Below are 17,757 nucleotides of genomic sequence, written 5' to 3'. Positions count from 1 at the left end.
GGATGAACAGGTTCCCCATTATTCAGCGTCGACCTGCGCACGGGAATTCCCGGAGTCCCCACGGCGCCGGGCCAGCGCTGTGGTGGCCCGGCTTCCGACGTCCACCAATCCGCAGCCGATGATGATGGAGACCACCGAGGCGCTCAGCAGCTCGGTCGAGGGCATTGCGAACAGGTGATATTGCTGGGAGACCGGGACGAGGAGCACCGCGGCCAGGAGCAGGTACATGCAGCTGATCAGGGTCACGCGCAGCGGGGTCAGCGGACGCAGAGCGACGTTGAGCACCCACAGCCCCACCGCTGTCAGGCAGAGGGTCGCCGCAGTCTGGATCGCTGCGGCGGGCTCGGCCAGGTAGCGACCGAACGCGCTGACCGTGACCACGCTGAGCACGATCGCCAGTGCCGTGGGGATCGCGAAGACCACCGAGCGGCGCAGGAAACCTGGTCGATACAGCCTGGTGTTGGGCATCAGTGCCAGGAAGAAGGCCGGGCAGCCGAGCATCAGGAAGTCCACCGTGGAGAACTGGCGCGGGAGGAAGGGGAACTCCCAGAACAGCAGGCCGTACACCAGGCCCAGCAGGATGGCGTAGGCGGTCTTGGAGAGGAAGAGATGTGCCACCCGCTCGGTGTTGGCGATCACCTTGCGTCCCTCGGCAAGCACAGAGGGCAGCCGGTCGAAGCGGCCGTCCAGCAGCACCATGCGGGACACCGCTTTGGTGGCCGGGGCGCCGTCGCCCATCGCGATGCCCAGGTCAGCCTTCTTCATGGCCAGCGCGTCATTGACGCCGTCGCCGGTCATGGCCACGACATGTCCCGCAGACTTCAACGTCTCGACCATCAGTCGCTTCTGCTCGGGGGAGACCCGCCCGAACACGGAGTGGTGCTCCAGCACCTCCCGCAGCGCGGCGGGGTCGCTGGGCAGCGTGGACGCGTCCACTGCGTCGCCTTCCACCGCCATGCCCACTTCCCTGGCGACTGCTGCGGCGGTCTTGGGTGAGTCTCCGGAGATCACCTTCAGCGCCACGTTCTGCTCACGGAAGTACTCCAGGGTGGCACGGGCCTCGGGCCGGACGTTCTCCTTGAACGTCAGCAGCGCCACCGGCGACAGGTCCTGGGGGAGGCGCTCTCCGCGGCCCAAGGGTCCGGTGCCGCCAGGGACGATCGGCCCGTCCAGCGGGGCATGGGCGAGCAGCATGGTGCGCAGGCCACGGCTGGAGAGTGCATCCGTGCGGCGCAGCAGCGCGTCGACCTCAACGCCTGAGGCCACGGCATCTTGACGCAGCATCTCCGGGGCCCCGAGCACCCAGTGTCCTGCCAGGGCGCCGGAGTCCTCAGCGAAGGTCACCGCAGACCACCGGCGGGCTGAGGAGAACTGCACCTGACTGGCGGCGCGATGCCGAGGCAGCGCCCTATAGGGTGCGCGCAGGGCGGCGGCCGTGGCGTTCGCATGCTCATCGGCGCCGAAGAACGCCAGTGCCTGCTCCCATCCATCGGTTCCTTCCAGCGCGGTGGAGTCCGGGCCGCGATCCACCACCTCGGGGTGCCCGAGGGGAGTCAGCGGAGTCGCCTGGTGGAACGCGATGGTGCCGTCGGTCAGTGTGCCGGTCTTGTCCAGACAGACCACGTCCACACGGGCGAGGATCTCCACCGCGGGCTGCTCCTGGATCAACACATTCTGTTTGGAGAGCTTCACCGCGGCCACGGCGAAGGCGATCGTGGTCATCAGCGCCAGACCCTGCGGGATCATCGCCGTCACGGAGGAGACCGCCGTGACCACGGCGTCGCGCCACTGCCCGGAGGCCCAGGCCGCATTCCATCCTCCGAAGGCCTGCATCTGTCCGTTGAGCACCACGGCCACGATGGGCAGCAGGACGAGGGAGAGCCAGAACGCGATCTTCTCCAGCGCACGGCGCAGCTCCGAGTTGATCTTCTGGTAGCGCTTCGCCTCGGTGGCGAGCTTGACCGCGTGGGCGCGCTCTCCGACCGCGGTGACCCGGAACCGACCCGAGCCCGCCACCACGGCCGTGCCGGAGAGCAGCTGCTCGTCACGGCGTTTCGGCACCGCGTCGGATTCTCCGGTGAGCATGGACTCGTCCACGTCCAGGCCCGCGGAGCTGAGCACGGTGCCATCGGCCGGGACCTCATCGCCGCGGTGCAGCTCGATGACGTCGTCCAGGACGATCTGCTCACGGTGGATCTCCAGCAGCATCCCGTCCCGCAGCGCACGTACGCTGTCCTGATGCAGCAGCGCGATGGCGTCCAGCTTGCGCTTGGCGCTGTACTCCTGGAACAGCCCGATGATCACGTTGGCCACGGCGGCGACGGCGAAGAGCAGATCCAGCCACCGGCCCAGCACGATGATGGCCAGCGCGCATATGCCGATGATGAGGTTGAACAGCGTCATCAGGTGCGTGCGCAGGATCTCGGTGAGGGACCGAGAGGTGGTGCGGGGCTGCACGTTCGCCAGTCCGAGCCGGTGACGTTCCAGCACCTGGACCGAGTTCAGGCCTTCGGACTCGAGGGTTGCGGGGTCCACTGCAGACCGGGTCTCCGCGGGATCGCGGATCTCAGTCCTCTGGGCAGCCACAGGGCCAGAGTCTACCGTCCGGGCCTCTAGAGTTCGGGCGGCTCCGCGCCGGTCACCGAGACGATGAGCTCCTCGCCGCTGGCGCCGACCTCCACGTCCAGGTCGAACCCGACGTCGTGACTCTCCTGAAGGCTCTCGCCGTCGTGGAAATGCCGGGAGTCGAAGTTGATCGTGGCTTCCATCTCGGTCTCCGAGGTCTCCCAGCCATCCTCGTCGAAGCCCAGGGAAAGGTCCTCCGGCTCCGGCATCTGCCACGTGATCGACTCCGTGACGACCTGGTTCGGCGTGTTGATCCCCATCGGGCAGCCCGCCGGCATCAGCACCTGCTGGTCGGCACAGCTGGCGAGGTACTCCTCGACCTCCTCGTGCAGGACCTCTTCGGCCGCCTCGGAGGCCTTGAGGTCGAGCGTGATCTGGTGCGCCTCCGCCTCGCCCTGCGCGCCGGCCTCCTGGACCACCACATAGCGCGCGGTGCCCACGAGCCACTCGCTGTCCACCGCGATCTCCACGACGGCGGGGACGTAGGAGCGCAGAGTGGCGGTGTCGTCGACGAGGTTGACCGGCTCTCCGTTCACGTCGATCTGTGCGATGCCGCCCGCCGCGGCGCCCGGCACATCGATCTGCAGCTGGCTCATGGCCCCGGAGGTCAGCTCCCAGTTCTTGAAGACGGCGAGGGTGGACTCATGCGATTCCATCGGCAGCCGCGTCTCGTAGTTCTCGCCCTCCACCGCGAACTGCATGACGGCATCGCCGCCGCCCTCGGGGTCCTCCCCGAAACGAGGATCCTCGATCGCGGTGCTGCTGGCCTCCAGTGGGGAGCCATCGAGCAGGACGCTGTCCACGTTGTCCTCACCGCCGGTCTCCAGACCCTCGGACTCAAAGAATCCCAGCGCCTCGGAGCCGCTTCCGCGGCTGATCGAATCCCAGTACTCCTGGGCGGTGTGGCCAGGCGTGTAGATCTTCTCGCTCACCTGCCAGATGGCCGCACCGCCGGCTGCCAGCGCCATGATCAGCGCCGCCACCCAGGCGAAGAGGACCACGCGGGAGGCGTGCGGCGACTGCTCCGAGTCGTTCTTCGGGGGTGGGGGAGGGGCCTGCGACATAGGGGTCAGCCTAGCAATGACCCGGCGAGCCGATGACCTCCCAGCTCAGCCCAGCAGCACGGCCACGAGCACCACCACCGGGATCGCCGCGATGGTGGTCAGCAGGACCGTGTCGCGCGCGATGACCTCCCCGGCCTGGTAGCGCACGGCGGCGACCAGCACGTTCTGTGCGCTGGGAAGTGCCGCGAGCACGACGGCGGCCAGCACCTCTGGGCCGTCGAGACCGAAGAGCACCTCGGCCAGCAGCCAGGCCAGCAACGGATGCAGGATCAGCTTCAGTGCGGTGGCCAGAAGCACATCACGACGTCGGTCGGCCCGCTTGTCCAGGGGATGGCTGCCGACCAGGGCGAGCCCGAAGGCCAGCAGCATCAGCGGGATGGAGGCGCCTGCCACGATCTCGATGGATTCCTGCACCGGCCCCGGGAAGTGCCAGTCCTGCCAGGAGAAGATCAGGCCCAGCAGGGCTCCGAGGATCATCGGGTTGACTGCCGACTGCGCCAGGCTCCGCAGGGTGGAGGTCCGCGGGTGCGGGCGCACCCGGGAGGTGCCGCCCTGATCCCTGCCGAGCAGGTCCAGGGCGGTCACATAGATCGGGGTGTAGACGGCGAGCTGGAACATGATGATCGGCGCCGCCAGGGCGATGTCTCCCAGCACGTAGGCTGCGATGGGGAAGCCGAGGTTCGCCGCATTGACCAGCGAGCCGCTCATGCCGCCGATCATCAGATCGGAGCCGCTTCGGCCCTTGAGCAGCACCAGGCGACCCAGCAGGATGTACACGCCCAGAGTCGTGAGTGCGCCGATCGCGGCGATGAGGAACTGCGGGCCCAGCACCTGGCTCATCGAGGAGTCCGAGATGGTCACGAACAGCAGGCAGGGCGAGGCGACGAAGAACGCGACGCGACTGAGCACCACCCGCGCGTCCGAGCCCAGCACGCCGAAGCGTCCGATGATCCAGCCGACCCCGATGATCAGCCAGATGACCAGGAAACCAGACAGGACCGCCCCCATGTCTCTCCCTTCGGCTGCGCAGCGTAGATTCAGCTGCTCACTCTAGCCGGGCGGGAAGAGGGTCGGGGGCGGTCCCGAGGAGTTGTGCAGACATGCCCGCGGCCGAGCGACCGCGAGCAGTCAGCTCACTGCTGTGCTTCAGCGTCCTCTGCGGGGCTGATGAAATCGGTGCGGATGCGCTCCACGCCCTCGGCGGAGATCTGGAAGCCGTGCTCCTGGCCCGCGTCGATCATGATGCCGGCACCGGTGATGGACTGAACGACCGCCACGCCTGGGGCCTCGACCGCATGCGGTGCGTGCTCCTTATAGTCATCGGGGATGTTCTCGCTGGTGCTGAAGAGCGCGATCAGCGGGTTCCCCTCATTGTCCTGAAGTGTCAGGGGGTTCACCGACCCGGTCTCGTCGGTGACCTCCTCTGGACTGAGGAAGTAGACGCTGCTGGTGAGGAACGTGCGAATGATCTCGCCGGCCTGGGCCTTGCCGTCCTTGCCCTCGATCAGGATCTGCTCGAGCGTGGCGGAGGAGCCCGCCGTCTCGGCGTCCTGCTGGGGAGTCTGCTCTGGCTGGGTATTCGGGGTCTCAGTCATGCCTCTACGCGATCACGGACGCGCGCAGAATGCAATGCGGGCGGGCCTGCACACCAGAGCCCGCAGGGCAGCCGGTCCGTCGGGGTGCGGTATTTTGAGCAGGTGCTGCTATCTGATCGAGACATCCGAGCCGAGATCGACGCCGAGCGGATCAAGCTGGACCCGCTGGACCGTTCGATGATCCAGCCCTCGAGCGTCGACGTGCGCCTGGAGCGCATGTTCCGACTCTTCGACAACCACAAATACGCCCATATCGACCCCTCTCTGGACCAGCCGGATCTGACCCGACTGGTGGAGGTGGACCCTGATGAACCCTTCATCCTGCACCCGGGGGAGTTCGTGCTCGGCGCGACCTACGAGACGGTCACCCTTCCGGACGACGTCGCGGCTCGGCTGGAGGGGAAGAGCTCACTGGGACGCCTGGGCCTGTTGACTCACTCCACCGCCGGCTTCATCGACCCGGGGTTCTCGGGCCAGGTCACCCTGGAGCTGTCGAACATGGCGACGCTGCCGATCAAGCTGTGGCCCGGGTCGAAGATCGGGCAGCTGTGCTTCTTCCGGCTGACCTCCCCGGCCGAGCATTCCTATGGTGCGGGGGCCCACCAGTCTCGCTATCAGGGTCAGCGGGGTCCCACGGCCTCACGCAGCCACGCCAACTTCCACCGCACCCGCGTCGAGTAGTGTTCAGCCCCAGCCTCCCGCTCACCGCCCTCAGCTGCTGCGCAGGATCCGATGCTCCCGCATCTTCGCGGGCCCGGTCGGGTTGTGCACCAGGGCCAGGGTGGCCAGGCCGGCGGTGAGGATCACCACAACGCCGATGATGATCGCCTTGTCGTCCCCACCTGCGGTGAACAGCAGCAGCGCGATGAGCCCCGGGGTCAGGAAGGAAACGCTGCGCCCAGCGGTGGCATAGAGGCCGAAGAGCTCCCCGGCGCGGCTCGGCGGAGCAAGCCTTGCCAGGAACGCCCGCGAAGAGGACTGGGCGGGTCCGACGAACACGCACAGCAGAAGCCCGAAGATCCAGAAGGCGGTCTGCGGAGTCAGCACGAGCGGACCGATGCTGCGCTGGACATCGAGGAAGTACAGGATCGCCGCGGTGATGATTAGCGCGGTGACACAGGTGGCGATCACCCGACGCGGGCCCACGCGGTCATCGAACCACCCGCCGATGAATGCTCCGGCGGCGGCGGCCACATTGCCGGCGATGCCGAAGAGCAGGATGTCTGAGGTGGTGAACCCGAAGACCGTGACGCCCAGGATCGCGCCGTAGGTGAAGACGGCTGAGAGGCCGTCGCGGTAGATCGCTGAGGAGACCAGGAACCAGAAGGTGTTGCGATCCTCCGCCCAGAGCCCGATCACCAGTCCGATGAGCCGGCGGTAGGACTCCAGGATGCTCACCTTCTCCTCTACCACGCGCTGGTCCGCGGTCTTCATCGGGGTCAGCAGCAGCGGGAGCGAGAAGATCAGGAACCACGCGGCGGCCACGAGTGCGACGGCCCGGACGTTGACCATCTCGTCCTCGCCGAGCCCGAACATGTGTGGCGGTTCCCCGGCCACGAGACCGAAGTAGACGATGGCGAGGATCACGATGCCGCCGAGGTACCCGGAGCCCCAGCCGATGCCCGAGACCCGGCCCATGCGTTCCGCATCCGAGATATCGGTGATCATCGAGTTGTAGTTCAGGTTGGCGAACTCATCGAAGAGGGTCATCGTGGCCATCAGGGTGACACCGAGGACCAGATAGGCCTGGTCTGGCTTCACGAAGAAGCAGGCGGCGACCAGCGCGATGACGATCAGCGTGTTGATGACGAGCCAGCGTCGTCGTCGGCCGCCGTTGTCGGCGCGCTGGCCGATCACCGGGGCGGTGAGCGCGATGATGAGTCCCGCGACGGTGTTGGCAGTGGTCAGATACTGCGTCCCCTGCCCGCCGGGCCCCACGGCGTCGGCGATGTAGGTGCCGAAGACGAAGGTCACCATGACCGCGCTGACGGTCGCGTTGCCCCAGCTCCAGAGGCTCCAGATGGCGATGAGTCGCTTCTTCAGCGGGGCTGGAGCTGCTGCCTGAGCGAACTCGGTGCTGGTCATGGGCGCATAGTAGCGCTGGTTTGTTAACATTGGAGGGATTGCCGCCGCAGAACCTGGTCTCAGGAACTCGCAGTTGGGCGTGCGAGATACAGGTCGTGGAGAGGAGCGGAGTCGATGATCCTTGGGATGCTCACAGTCCTCTTTGCAGTCAGCATCCTGACTCCATTCATGTTCCACCGGTTCGGACGCCGCACCTTCTTCCTGCTCGCCGCCATTCTGGCGGCTTCGCTGGTCTGGATCCTCAGTTACGTCCCTGCGGTGCTCGCGGCGGACCAGGCAGCCGCGATCGGCGAGCCCAATGCTCCTCCGGCCGAGGTCATGGAGTGGATCCCGCAGTTCGGCGTCGAACTTGCATTCCGCGTCGACGCCCTCGCGCTGGCGATGTCGGTGCTCATCCTTGGTGTGGGTGCCCTGGTCATGCTCTACTGCGCCCGGTACTTCGCGAACTCGGAGCGGGCTGCCGGTCCCTTCGCTGCAGAGCTCTTCGCGTTCGCCGCATCGATGCTCGGGCTGGTGCTCTCCGATGACCTGGTCATGCTCTTCGTGTTCTGGGAGCTCACCACGATCCTCTCTTTCCTGCTGATCGGCTTCTCGGCACACCGCATCTACGCCCGCCGCTCCGCGATCCAGGCGCTGATCGTGACGACCTTCGGCGGACTCGCCATGCTCGTGGGTCTGGTCTGGCTCGGTGAGCTCGCCGGCAGCTACCGTCTCTCCGAGATCCTCGCCGCCGGTCCGGGGCTGCTCGCCGACTCGAGCACCGCCACCGCGGTGGACATCGCGGTCGCGCTGGTCCTGCTGGGGGCGCTCTCGAAGTCAGCGCTCGTGCCCTTCCACTTCTGGCTGCCCGCCGCGATGGCGGCGCCGACTCCCGTTTCGGCGTATCTCCACGCCGCCGCCATGGTCAAGGCCGGTGTCTACCTGGTCGCTCGCTTCGCCCCGGGCTTCCACGAATCCACCTTCTGGCTGCCGCTGGTGCTCGGCCTGGGACTGATCACCATGCTGGTCGGAGCCTGGCGGGCGCTGCGGCAGACCGATATCAAGCTGATCCTCGCCTATGGCACGGTCTCCCAGCTGGGCTTCCTGATCATGATCAACGGACTGGGAACCGAAGACGCGGCGCTCGCGGGACTCGCCATGCTGCTGGCGCATGGGCTGTTCAAGGCCGCACTGTTCATGGTGGTCGGGATCATCGATCACCAGTCGGGCACGCGCGATCTGCGCAAGCTCTCTGGACTGGGCCGCACGCAACGTCCGCTGTTCATCGTCGCGCTGATCTCCACCGCCTCCATGGCCGGACTGCCTCCGCTGTTCGGCTTCGTGGCGAAGGAGGTCGTGTTCGAGTCCTTCTTCAGCTATGCAGAAGCCACCAGTTCGGGATCGCTGCTGACCCTGGGCTGGCTGGTGGTGGCCGGCGTCGTCCTCGGCTCGGCGCTGACGGTGGCGTACTCCGCTCGTTTCCTCTGGGGTGCCTTCGCCACGAAGCGTCCCGTCCCCGGGGTGGCCGTGGCGCGCACCATCTTCCATGGCCCGGTGTCGCGGGTGTTCCTCGCGGCTCCGATGATCCTGACCGTGTTCACGGTGGCGCTGGCGCTGGTGCCGCAGCCGGTGCAGGCCTTGGCGGAATCCTTTTCGTCGCTCTTCGATCCGGTGGAGCCCGGCGTGGAGGCGACCTACCTCGCACTCTGGCACGGGCTGACCCCCGTGCTGGGACTCTCCGTGCTGACCTGGCTGCTCGGCTTTGCCCTGTTCCGGGTGCGCGACTCCTTCGGCAGGCTGCAGGCGAAGGTCCCCGCCGTCATCGAGGCCGAACGCGGGTACCGAGGCACCGTGCGCGGCGTGGACCTGCTCTCCTCCTGGGTCACGGCGCGGACGCAGCGTGGCGCGCTGGGCTGGTATCTGTTCATCATCCTGGCGGTGGCTACTCTGGTGCCGCTCTCCGTGGTGATCTTCGGTGCTCCGGGTGGCCGTGGCATCACGGACCGCTGGATTCCGGAATCCACCATCATTGCGGAGCAGCCGCTGCAGATCGTGCTCGCCCTGGTGATCCTGGCCGGCGCCTCTGGCGCGATCTGGGCCCCGAAGCGATTCATGGCGGTGCTCATGGTCTCGCTGTGCGGCTGGGGAATCGCTGGCATCTTCGCGCTGCAGGGCGCCCCTGACCTCGCGCTGACCCTGCTCCTGGTGGAGTCGATCGTCCTGGTGGTCTTCGTGCTTGCGCTGCGCAGCCTGCCCCCCGGGATCTGGACGCAGAGCCCCACCCGCTTCAAGTTCGGGCGCGCGCTGCTCGGCCTCGGTTTCGGACTCGTGATGATGGTGGTCGCCGCGATGTCCATGGACGCCCGCATCGCCGAGCCCATCTCGATGGAGTTCCCCTGGATGGCGTATGAGGTCGGTCAGGGCGCGAACATCGTCAACGTCACGCTGGTGGACCTGCGCGTCTGGGACACCTTCGGGGAGATCACCGTGCTGGCGGCGGCCGCCACCGGGGTGGCGTCACTGATCTTCGTCAAGCGGCGCGATGTCCAGCGCCGCGAGCTGCACGAGGTCCCCAGCGGCACCGTGGGTCGCGTGTTCTCCGACAAGGCGCTGTCCCCGCGGCAGTTCAAGGAGATCAAGGTCGCCCGCTCCTTCGCGACAGTGGCTCGGGAGGCCTGGCTCGTGGCTGGACGCACCGTGGCCCCGGAGCACCGCAGCATCGTCTTCGAGGTCGTCACCCGGCTGATGTTCCACGGCATCATCATGATCTCGCTGTACCTGCTGCTCGCCGGTCACAACCTTCCCGGAGGCGGCTTCGCCGGGGGGCTGCTGGCCGGACTGGCGTTCGTGCTGCGTTACCTGGCAGGCGGGCGCTATGAGCTCGAGGCGGCCATCCCCTTCTCTGCGGGAGCGTTGATGGGCTGGGGGCTCGCCGTCGCCTGCTTCACCGGACTCGTGCCGCTGCTCGCTGGTGGGCAGGCCTTCCAGTCCTTCGACGTCGAACTCACGCTGCCGCTCTTCGGCTACCACCACTTCGTCTCGGCCGTCCTCTTCGATGTGGGGGTCTACCTCGTGGTGATCGGTCTGATCGTCGACATCCTGCGCAGCCTGGGATCGGAGATCGATGTGCGCAGCGAGCGGGAGGGCCAGCAAGCCTCCTCGCCTGGCCACGAGATCCACGGCGAGACCTCTGCGGGGGTGGCTCGATGACGATCAACCTCACGCTGCTGATTCTGATGGGAGCGCTCTTCGCCATCGGCATCTACCTGCTCCTCGAACGGTCACTGACCCGGGTGCTGCTCGGGATCATTCTGATCTCCAATGCGGTGAACCTGCTTCTGCTGCAGACGGCCGGACGGGCGGGGCTCGCACCGCTCTATGACCCGGAGATTCCAGCCGAGGACTACCTGGACCCGCTCCCGCAGGCGCTGCTGCTCACGGCGATCGTCATCGCCTTCGCGCTGGTGAGCTTCATGCTCGCGCTGATCTACCGCTCCTGGGTGCTGGCGCGCCAGGACGAGCTCGCCGACGATGAGGAGGACCGCCGCGTGGCCTCCTACGCCGGCGCCTACGACGCAGAGGAGGACGCCCCGGTCGAGGACGAGACCACGGAGTTCGCCGACGAGACCGACGCCGACGGACGCCCGATGCTCAATCCGCGCCGTGGCGCCGATGAGGATGCCCCGGATCCCGGCAACGGGCCGGCCACCGCCGAGCGAGGGGAACGCTGATGCCCACCGAGCTCCTCAGCTTCACTCCGCTGGCAGTGCTCATCCCCTTCTTCGGGGCCGCCTTCGCCTTTGCCTTCTACCGCAACAAGTCGACCCAGCGCGCGATCACCATCGGCGCGCTGATCCTCACCGTGATCCTCGAGGTCACGCTGCTGGCCCAGGTCTGGTACGGCGGTGCCCACGCGGTGCACCTGGCCGGCTGGCCCGCCCCGTTCGGGATTGTCATGGTCATCGACCGGTTCGCCGCCCTGATGCTCGTGGTCTCCTCGATCATCACGCTGTGCGTGCTGCTCTACGCCGTCGGGCAGGGTGCCGCGGAGGAGAAGGAGGACTCGGGCCCGGTCTCGATCTTCTACCCCACCTATCTGATCCTGGTCGCCGGCGTCTCCAACGCCTTCCTCGCCGGGGACCTGTTCAACCTATACGTGGGCTTCGAGATCTTCCTGACCGCCTCCTATGTCTTGCTGACCCTGGGCGGCGGCGAGTCTCGCATCAGGGCAGGGGTCACCTATGTGGTGGTCTCGATCATCTCCTCGATGCTGTTCCTGATCACGATCGGCATGATCTACGCGGCCACCGGCACCGTGAACCTGGCCGATCTGGCGCTGAAGCTCGGTGATCTGGATCCCAGCATGCAGCTGATCCTGCATGTGATGCTGCTCGTGGCCTTCGGCATCAAGGCCGCTGTCTTCCCGCTGGCGTTCTGGCTCCCCGACTCCTACCCCACGGCCCCGGCCCCGGTCACGGCGGTGTTCGCCGGGCTGCTCACCAAGGTGGGCATCTACGCGATCATCCGCACCGAGACGTTGCTGTTCCCGGGGGAGCGGATCAACACTGCGCTGATGATCGTCGCCGCGCTGACGATGATCGTGGGCATCCTGGGCGCCCTCGCCCAGGCGGACATCAAACGTATGCTCTCGTTCACGCTGATCAGCCATATCGGCTACCTGGTCTTCGGTCTCGCGCTGAGCTCGATCATCGGCATGGCCGCGACGATCTACTATGTGGCCCACCACATCACCATTCAGACCACGCTGTTCCTGGTGACCGGGCTCATTGAACGCCGCTCGGGCACCTCCAACGTGCTCCGGCTCGGCGGGTTGGCGAAGATCTCTCCGGTGCTGGGACTGCTCTTCTTCGTCCCGGCGATGAACCTGGCAGGGATCCCGCCCTTCTCCGGGTTCATCGGAAAGCTGGGGATGCTCCAGGGCGGCATCGCGGAGAACACCTGGATCACCTGGACCCTGGTCTTCGCCTCGGTGCTCACCTCGCTGCTCACGCTCATGGCGGTGGCCAGGATCTGGACCCGCGGATTCTGGCGCAAGCCGGAGGACGCGGATGAGGCCCCGGAGCGCCAGCTGATGTCCAAGACCCTGGCCCATGCGCGGGCGGCGAACAAGCGCCACCTGCCGATGTCCATGGTGGCCCCGACGGCGGCCCTGGTCGCCATGTCACTGGCCTTCACCGTCTTCGCTGGACCCCTGATGGACTTCTCCCGTGCCGCCGCCCAAGACATGTACGAGCGCACGCCGTATCTGGAGGCGGTGTTCGGTCCGGAACGTTCCGACGGGGTCCGTGAGGAGCTCGAGGATTTCGCTGGAACCTTCCTCATTGACTATGAGACCGGTGACGGCGGGGCCGCTGAGCACGCGCCGGTGGAGACCTCGCTGCAGCCCGATGACGAGGCCGCCGAGGTCGTCCCCGAGATCACCGAAGAGAGCGATGATCACCGATGAAGCGACCCAAGACTCCGCTGCGCCTCGAGCTCCCGCTGATCGCCTTCCTGGGCTTCTTCTGGATGGCGATCTGGCGCGACTTCACGCTGGGAACGTTCATCATCGGGTTGATCTACGCAACCATCATCGTGCGCGTGTTCTACCTGCCCCCGCTGCGCGGAAGCGGTCGGCTGAATCCCGTCTGGGGGGTTGTCTTCACCGCGCGCTTTCTGGTGAAGATGGTGGTCGCCTCCTTCCAGGTCTCGTGGCTCTCGGTGGTCACCGGGCCCCGGGTGAAGAACTCCGTGATCTCGGTCCAGCTGCGCAGCCACGATGACCTCATCGTCACCCTCACCGGGCACGCGCTCTCCCTGGTGCCGGGCTCCCTGGTCCTCGATGTCGATCGGACCACGGCGACGCTGTACCTCCACGCACTCGATGTCACCTCGGATGAGGACGCGGAGAAGATCCGTCTGGACGCGCTGACGACGGAGGCGCTGATCATCCGGACCTGCGGCAGCCGCTCAGATGTCGCAGTGGTCAAGGCCGAGAAGCGCCTCGGCAGGATGTCAGGGTTCTCCAAGACCGAGCGAGACACACCGTTCCGCCGACACGGGCGGGCCGAGGTGCACGGCGGCGGCGACTCTTCCTCGGATGCTCGGACCACCATCGAGGAGGTGGAGGACTGATGCTCGAGATCGCAGTGCACATCACCCAGGTCCTGCTCGCCCTGGGCGCCGCCGGCACCGTCTACCGGATCTACAAGGGTCCCTCGGTGCTGGACCGCGTGATCAGCCTCGACGTCATGCTCATCATCGTCGCCTCGATGATGATCGTGGACATGGTGATCAACGATCACCAGGACTTCATCCTCTTCGTCGTGGTCACCGCCGTGATCGGATTCCTGGGCTCCGTCGCGATCGCCCGCTACGTGGTGGTGCGCTCTCCCGAGGAGATCGTCCCAGACGCGCCCGAGCACGACCCGGTCCCCTTCCCGCCCTCCGTCCCGGACAGAACATCGGCTGAGGGTGAGCCAGAGACCCCGCATCAACCGATCTCCACCCCTGTCATGCCCGGTGTCGGGCCGCCGGAGGACGAGTCGACCTCCTGGTTCTCAGCGCTGGCCCGTTCGGGCTTCACCCCGAAACGTCGCGAGGACCCCATGCCGCCGGAACAGGACTCGCAGGAGCCGCCGGAGCTCGACTCGCCGGAGCCCGAGTCAAAACCCGACTCGAAGCCATCCACCCAGCAGGAGGACCGGGATGCCTGAGTCACTCACCGCCGACGTGATCCTGGACGCTCTGGCCTCGGTGCTGCTGGTGGTCGGTGGGCTGATGTCCCTGGCCGCCGGCATCGGACTGGTTCGGCTCCCGGATCTGCATTCGCGGATGCACGCCGCCACGAAACCACAGGTGCTCGGCCTGCTCGCGCTGCTCCTGGCCGCGGCGATCACCTGGCGCTCCTGGGAGCTGGTGCCGATCGTGGTGCTTGCCTGGGGCCTGCTGCTGCTCACCGCTCCGGTCAGCGCACACGTGGTGGGCCGCTCGGGCTACCGCACCAAACACATGCGCCGAGACCTGCTGACCCACGACGAGCTGGCGAGTGCGGTGGAGCGGATCAGCCGGGAACAACCTCCCAACCGCGGCTGACCGGCGTCTCCCCCTGAAGCTGGCTCTCCTCTCCGTCACCGGCTGGCCCCACGGGCAGCTCGTTTTCAGGACCAGACGAAGTTCCAGGTGCCCGCTGCCACTGCTGCGCAGACGGCTGCGGCCCCGATCAGGGCGCCGCCCAGGATGACCGGCACATCTGCTGCGTGGAATTGAGCGGGACGGGCCCAGGTCCGCCTGCCGGCGCCGAATCCGCGCGATTCCATGGTCACCGCCAGTCGAGTCGCCATGCGGATCGACTGGACCAGCAGCCCGAACGCCTGCGAGAGGGTGCTGCGCAGCCGCTGCCTCGCGCCTCCATGGGCACCGACTCCGCGTGCACGCCGCGCATGGCCCAGCGTGGTCCAGTGTTCAGCGAGGAGCCCCAGCAGCCGCATCGCCGCCAAGGCGCCCAGCACGAACCGGGCGGGCAGCCGCAGCTGCTGAGCCAGTGAGTCCGCAAGGTCCGTCGGGTCAGTGGTGGAGAAGATGATCACCGAGGGCAGCACGATCGCGAAGGCGCGGGCCCCCAGTGCCAGGCCCAGCGCGAGAGATCCCTCGCTGATCGTGGTGAATCCCAGGTCGACGAGCACCGCCCCGGACTCTTCGGCAGCCAGCGCGGTGCCCCAGGCCGCCACCACCGCGCCCAGCGCGAAGGGCCACATGAGCCTGAGCAGTCCCGTCACGCGGATGCCGGCCAGCGGCAGCGCAGCCAGGCTCGCGAGCACGACGACGCCGGCGCTCACCACGTCGATGGTCACCACCAGTGCCGCCGTGATCAGGAAGACGGCGATGAGCTTGGCCAGCGCGTTGCGTCGACCCAGCCAGGAGTCCGCTCGCGTGCCGGAGAAGAGTTCCCCCGCGCCGGTGGCGGGCGCCTCCGGTGGGGGAGCGTCCCGGCTGAGCTCGAGCTCCCGCGCCTGGAGGCCGCGCAGGAAGGCGGCGTCGTGGGTGACGGCCAGCACGGTGCCTCCGGCGTCGACATGTTCGCGGAGCAGAGAGATGAGCTCGCGAAAGGTGTGGGCGTCCTGTCCGAAGGTCGGTTCATCGAGCATCAGCAGTTCCGGTCCCGCCGCCAGCACCGTGCCCACCGAGAGCCGTCGCTTCTCCCCTCCGGAGAGCGTGAAGGGATTCGCCTGAGCCAGGGTGCGCAGTCCCAGTCGGTCCAGCAGACGCTGCACCCGAGCGTCGATCTCGGCCGGGGTGTAGAGAGGTTCCGCAGTGCCGGGGACCTTCGCCTGCTCAGCCCCGAGCGCGAGCTCCTCGGCGACGGTGCCGCGCACAAACTGATGTTCCGGCTCCTGAAAGACCATGCCGATCCGAGCCACGAGATCAGCGGATCGCCAGTCGTGGGGATCGGCTGCCAGCAGCTCACCAGGCCCGTCTCCCTTGAGCCCGGCGGTGGCCGTGAGAGTTCCGCCATGAGCTGGAAGCAGCCCGGCCAGGGTCAGCAGCAGCGTGGACTTTCCGGCGCCGTTGGCACCGGTGATCCCCAGCGTTTCTCCGCGACGGATCTGGGCCTCGACCCCGGTCAGCGTCGGCGGCGCGATGGCGCTGCGCCGCCACCGCGTGGTGGGCGAGTGCCTGCCCACCGCCAGGTCGCCCGCGTGCAGCAGCAGCTCACCGGGCGGTTCGTCCCGGCCGCCACCCGCGCTGCGGGGGTCGGTCAGTCCGTGCAGGGGGTCTCGCCCGGGCACCCACAGGCCCATGCTGGAGAGCTCGTCGGCCAGGGTCTGGTCGGTGAAGATCTGCGCCGCCGGGCCGCGGCGACGAACTCCCGCCCCCGCATCCAGCACCACGAGCGTATCCATGTGCTCCGCCCAGATCTCGAGCCGGTGTTCGACCACGATCACCGTGGCGCCGGTGATCTCGGCCGCGAGGAGCACCGCATCGCGGACCTGCCGCACTCCGGCCGGGTCCAGATTCGCCGTGGGCTCGTCCAGCAGCAGCAGTCCCGGCCGCATGGCAAGGATCCCGGCGAGGGCCAGCCGCTGCTTCTGACCCCCGGAGAGCTTGGCACTGGGATGCTCGAGACCGAATCCGCTCAGCCCCACAGCGCCCAGCGCGCTGTCCACGCGGTCCCAGACCTCGGCACGCGGCACGGCGAGGTTCTCGGCCGCGAAGGCCACGTCGTCGCCGATGCGGGAGAGCACCACCTGGGATTCGGGATCCTGCTGCATGAGCCCCGCGCGACCCCTGGCCCGCTCGGCAGGGACCCCGTCCAGCAGCAGCTGACCCGCAGCCTGGGCGTCCTCATCGTGCAGGACGCCCGCCAGCCCGTGCAGCAGCGTGGACTTGCCGGCTCCGGAGGCCCCGGCCAGCAGCACCCTCTCCCCGGCGGAGATCTGGAGGTCCAGACCCGCGATCGCGGGAGTCTCGCGCTCGGCGTGCTGCCAGCTCCAGCCCTCGGCCGCCACGGCGACGCCGGGGGCTTCACCCACGCGGCGTGCCGCCCAGCAGCATCGGTTCGCGGTGGGCGCGACGTGAGGCCAGCGGCCCCAGCACGGAGGAGGCCGCCAGCCCACGCGTGGCGAGCCAGGGCAGGACTCCGGCGATGACCGCCCCGGAGAGCGCGAAGCAGGAGATGTGGATGATGGTCTCGAGCGGCGCGTAGGCATACATCGGCACGATCCAGTGGTAGGTGATGCCGCCGGTGAGCCCGGAGGCTGCGCCGGCGAGCATGGCGAACTCCAGGCTGAATCTGCGGTAGACCACCGCGAGGAAGACCAGCTCGGCACCAAGTCCCTGCATGAATCCGGAGGAGAGGACCGTCAGACCCCACTGCGAGCCCAGCAGCGCGGAGACCGCCGCAGCGACCATCTCGCAGTAGATGGCGGCACCGGGTTTACGGATCACCAGCGCGCCGAGGACCGCCGGGAAGAGCCACATGCCGTGCACGAGGGTCTCCACGGGCGGGTAGAAGACGAAGAGGTTCCCGATGAGGTGATAGCTGAGGTTCCAGCCCCAGAAGATGACACCGGAGGCGACGGCGAGCACCGAGGCCACCACGATGTCGGAGACCGTCCAGGACCATGACCTGGTGGTTGTCTTTCTGCTGCTCATGATGCTTCTCCCTGAAGAGGTGAGGGCGGACCAGGAGCACGCAGGAGGAAAGCTGCTGCTCACAAGCATCAGCATCCGAGTGCAGAATCTCGACTTCCTTCGCAGGTCCTAACCTGATCAGGTTCGAGGGTCTGGGCCTTCAGCCCACTCTCAGCGCCCTGCCGGTGACATCACAGCTGGTCAGCTGTGTCTGGCACCGAGGGGCGCTCCCCTGTCGTGTCTCAAATGACGTGCACTACAGTAGCACCAGAGAC

Annotated in this window: 14 protein-coding genes and 1 riboswitch; of the genes, 7 read left to right on the top strand and 7 right to left on the bottom strand. The window is 67.5% G+C overall.

Annotation, left to right across the window (positions count from 1 at the left end; all coding sequences use genetic code 11):
* Positions 1-18 precede the first annotated feature (18 nt).
* The 4 genes from H4W26_RS07225 to H4W26_RS07210 form a co-directional block, all read right to left on the bottom strand.
* On the bottom strand, positions 19-2,586 hold the full coding sequence (locus H4W26_RS07225; RefSeq protein WP_192591409.1) for an HAD-IC family P-type ATPase: 2,568 nt from the start codon (positions 2,584-2,586) through the stop codon (positions 19-21).
* Positions 2,587-2,612: 26 nt separating this feature from the next.
* Entirely contained in the window at positions 2,613-3,689 is a 1,077-nt protein-coding gene (locus tag H4W26_RS07220) for a hypothetical protein (RefSeq protein ID WP_192591408.1), read from the bottom strand.
* A 45-nt stretch (positions 3,690-3,734) separates the two neighbouring features.
* A complete protein-coding gene (locus tag H4W26_RS07215) occupies positions 3,735-4,697 on the bottom strand; it encodes an AEC family transporter (RefSeq protein WP_192591407.1) in 963 nt (320 codons plus the stop codon).
* 125 nt (positions 4,698-4,822) lie between these two features.
* The gene (locus tag H4W26_RS07210; protein WP_192591406.1) at positions 4,823-5,284 is read right to left on the bottom strand and encodes an SseB family protein; all 462 of its coding nucleotides are present in this window, start codon (positions 5,282-5,284) and stop codon (positions 4,823-4,825) included.
* A 102-nt stretch (positions 5,285-5,386) separates the two neighbouring features.
* Between H4W26_RS07210 and dcd the strand changes: the two genes are divergently transcribed.
* Positions 5,387-5,965 carry a dCTP deaminase gene (dcd, locus tag H4W26_RS07205; RefSeq protein WP_192591405.1) on the top strand — a complete coding sequence of 193 codons (579 nt, stop codon included), beginning with the start codon at positions 5,387-5,389 and terminating at the stop codon, positions 5,963-5,965.
* Positions 5,966-5,995: 30 nt separating this feature from the next.
* On the opposite strand, the gene H4W26_RS07200 is transcribed toward dcd, so the two are convergent.
* A complete protein-coding gene (locus H4W26_RS07200) occupies positions 5,996-7,369 on the bottom strand; it encodes an MFS transporter (RefSeq protein WP_192591404.1) in 1,374 nt (457 codons plus the stop codon).
* 114 nt (positions 7,370-7,483) lie between these two features.
* Between H4W26_RS07200 and H4W26_RS07195 the strand changes: the two genes are divergently transcribed.
* From H4W26_RS07195 to mnhG, 6 genes are read left to right on the top strand one after another with little or no spacing between them, the layout of a single operon-like run.
* Entirely contained in the window at positions 7,484-10,558 is a 3,075-nt protein-coding gene (locus H4W26_RS07195) for a Na+/H+ antiporter subunit A (RefSeq protein ID WP_225939627.1), read from the top strand.
* Positions 10,555-11,079, top strand: a complete 525-nt coding sequence (locus H4W26_RS07190) for a Na(+)/H(+) antiporter subunit C (RefSeq protein ID WP_192591403.1) — start codon at positions 10,555-10,557, stop codon at positions 11,077-11,079. The genes H4W26_RS07195 and H4W26_RS07190 overlap by 4 nt, the downstream gene beginning before the upstream one ends.
* Entirely contained in the window at positions 11,079-12,815 is a 1,737-nt protein-coding gene (locus H4W26_RS07185) for a Na+/H+ antiporter subunit D (protein ID WP_192591402.1), read from the top strand. The genes H4W26_RS07190 and H4W26_RS07185 overlap by 1 nt, the downstream gene beginning before the upstream one ends.
* The gene (locus H4W26_RS07180; protein WP_192591401.1) at positions 12,812-13,483 is read left to right on the top strand and encodes a Na+/H+ antiporter subunit E; all 672 of its coding nucleotides are present in this window, start codon (positions 12,812-12,814) and stop codon (positions 13,481-13,483) included. The genes H4W26_RS07185 and H4W26_RS07180 overlap by 4 nt, the downstream gene beginning before the upstream one ends.
* Entirely contained in the window at positions 13,483-14,064 is a 582-nt protein-coding gene (locus H4W26_RS07175) for a monovalent cation/H+ antiporter complex subunit F (protein ID WP_192591400.1), read from the top strand. Before H4W26_RS07180 ends, H4W26_RS07175 begins: the two co-directional genes overlap by 1 nt.
* Positions 14,057-14,443 (top strand): monovalent cation/H(+) antiporter subunit G, encoded by a 387-nt coding sequence (gene mnhG, locus H4W26_RS07170; RefSeq protein WP_192591399.1) that lies wholly within the window; start codon positions 14,057-14,059, stop codon positions 14,441-14,443. Before H4W26_RS07175 ends, mnhG begins: the two co-directional genes overlap by 8 nt.
* A gap of 65 nt (positions 14,444-14,508) precedes the next feature.
* Here mnhG and H4W26_RS14020 read toward each other — a convergent pair whose 3' ends face one another.
* Both H4W26_RS14020 and H4W26_RS07160 read right to left on the bottom strand, forming a co-directional pair.
* Positions 14,509-16,881 (bottom strand): ATP-binding cassette domain-containing protein, encoded by a 2,373-nt coding sequence (locus tag H4W26_RS14020; RefSeq protein WP_192591398.1) that lies wholly within the window; start codon positions 16,879-16,881, stop codon positions 14,509-14,511.
* Complete coding sequence (locus tag H4W26_RS07160) at positions 16,874-17,503, bottom strand: ECF transporter S component (RefSeq protein WP_192591397.1); 630 nt, start codon at positions 17,501-17,503, stop codon at positions 16,874-16,876. The genes H4W26_RS14020 and H4W26_RS07160 overlap by 8 nt, the downstream gene beginning before the upstream one ends.
* Before the next feature lie 77 nt (positions 17,504-17,580).
* Positions 17,581-17,726, bottom strand: a riboswitch (TPP riboswitch).
* Positions 17,727-17,757 lie beyond the last annotated feature (31 nt).

The organism is Nesterenkonia halotolerans, assembly GCF_014874065.1.
GTDB lineage: Bacteria > Actinomycetota > Actinomycetes > Actinomycetales > Micrococcaceae > Nesterenkonia > Nesterenkonia halotolerans.
Note: the sequence above shows the minus strand (reverse complement) of the source record. Positions and strands in the feature narration are given on the sequence as shown.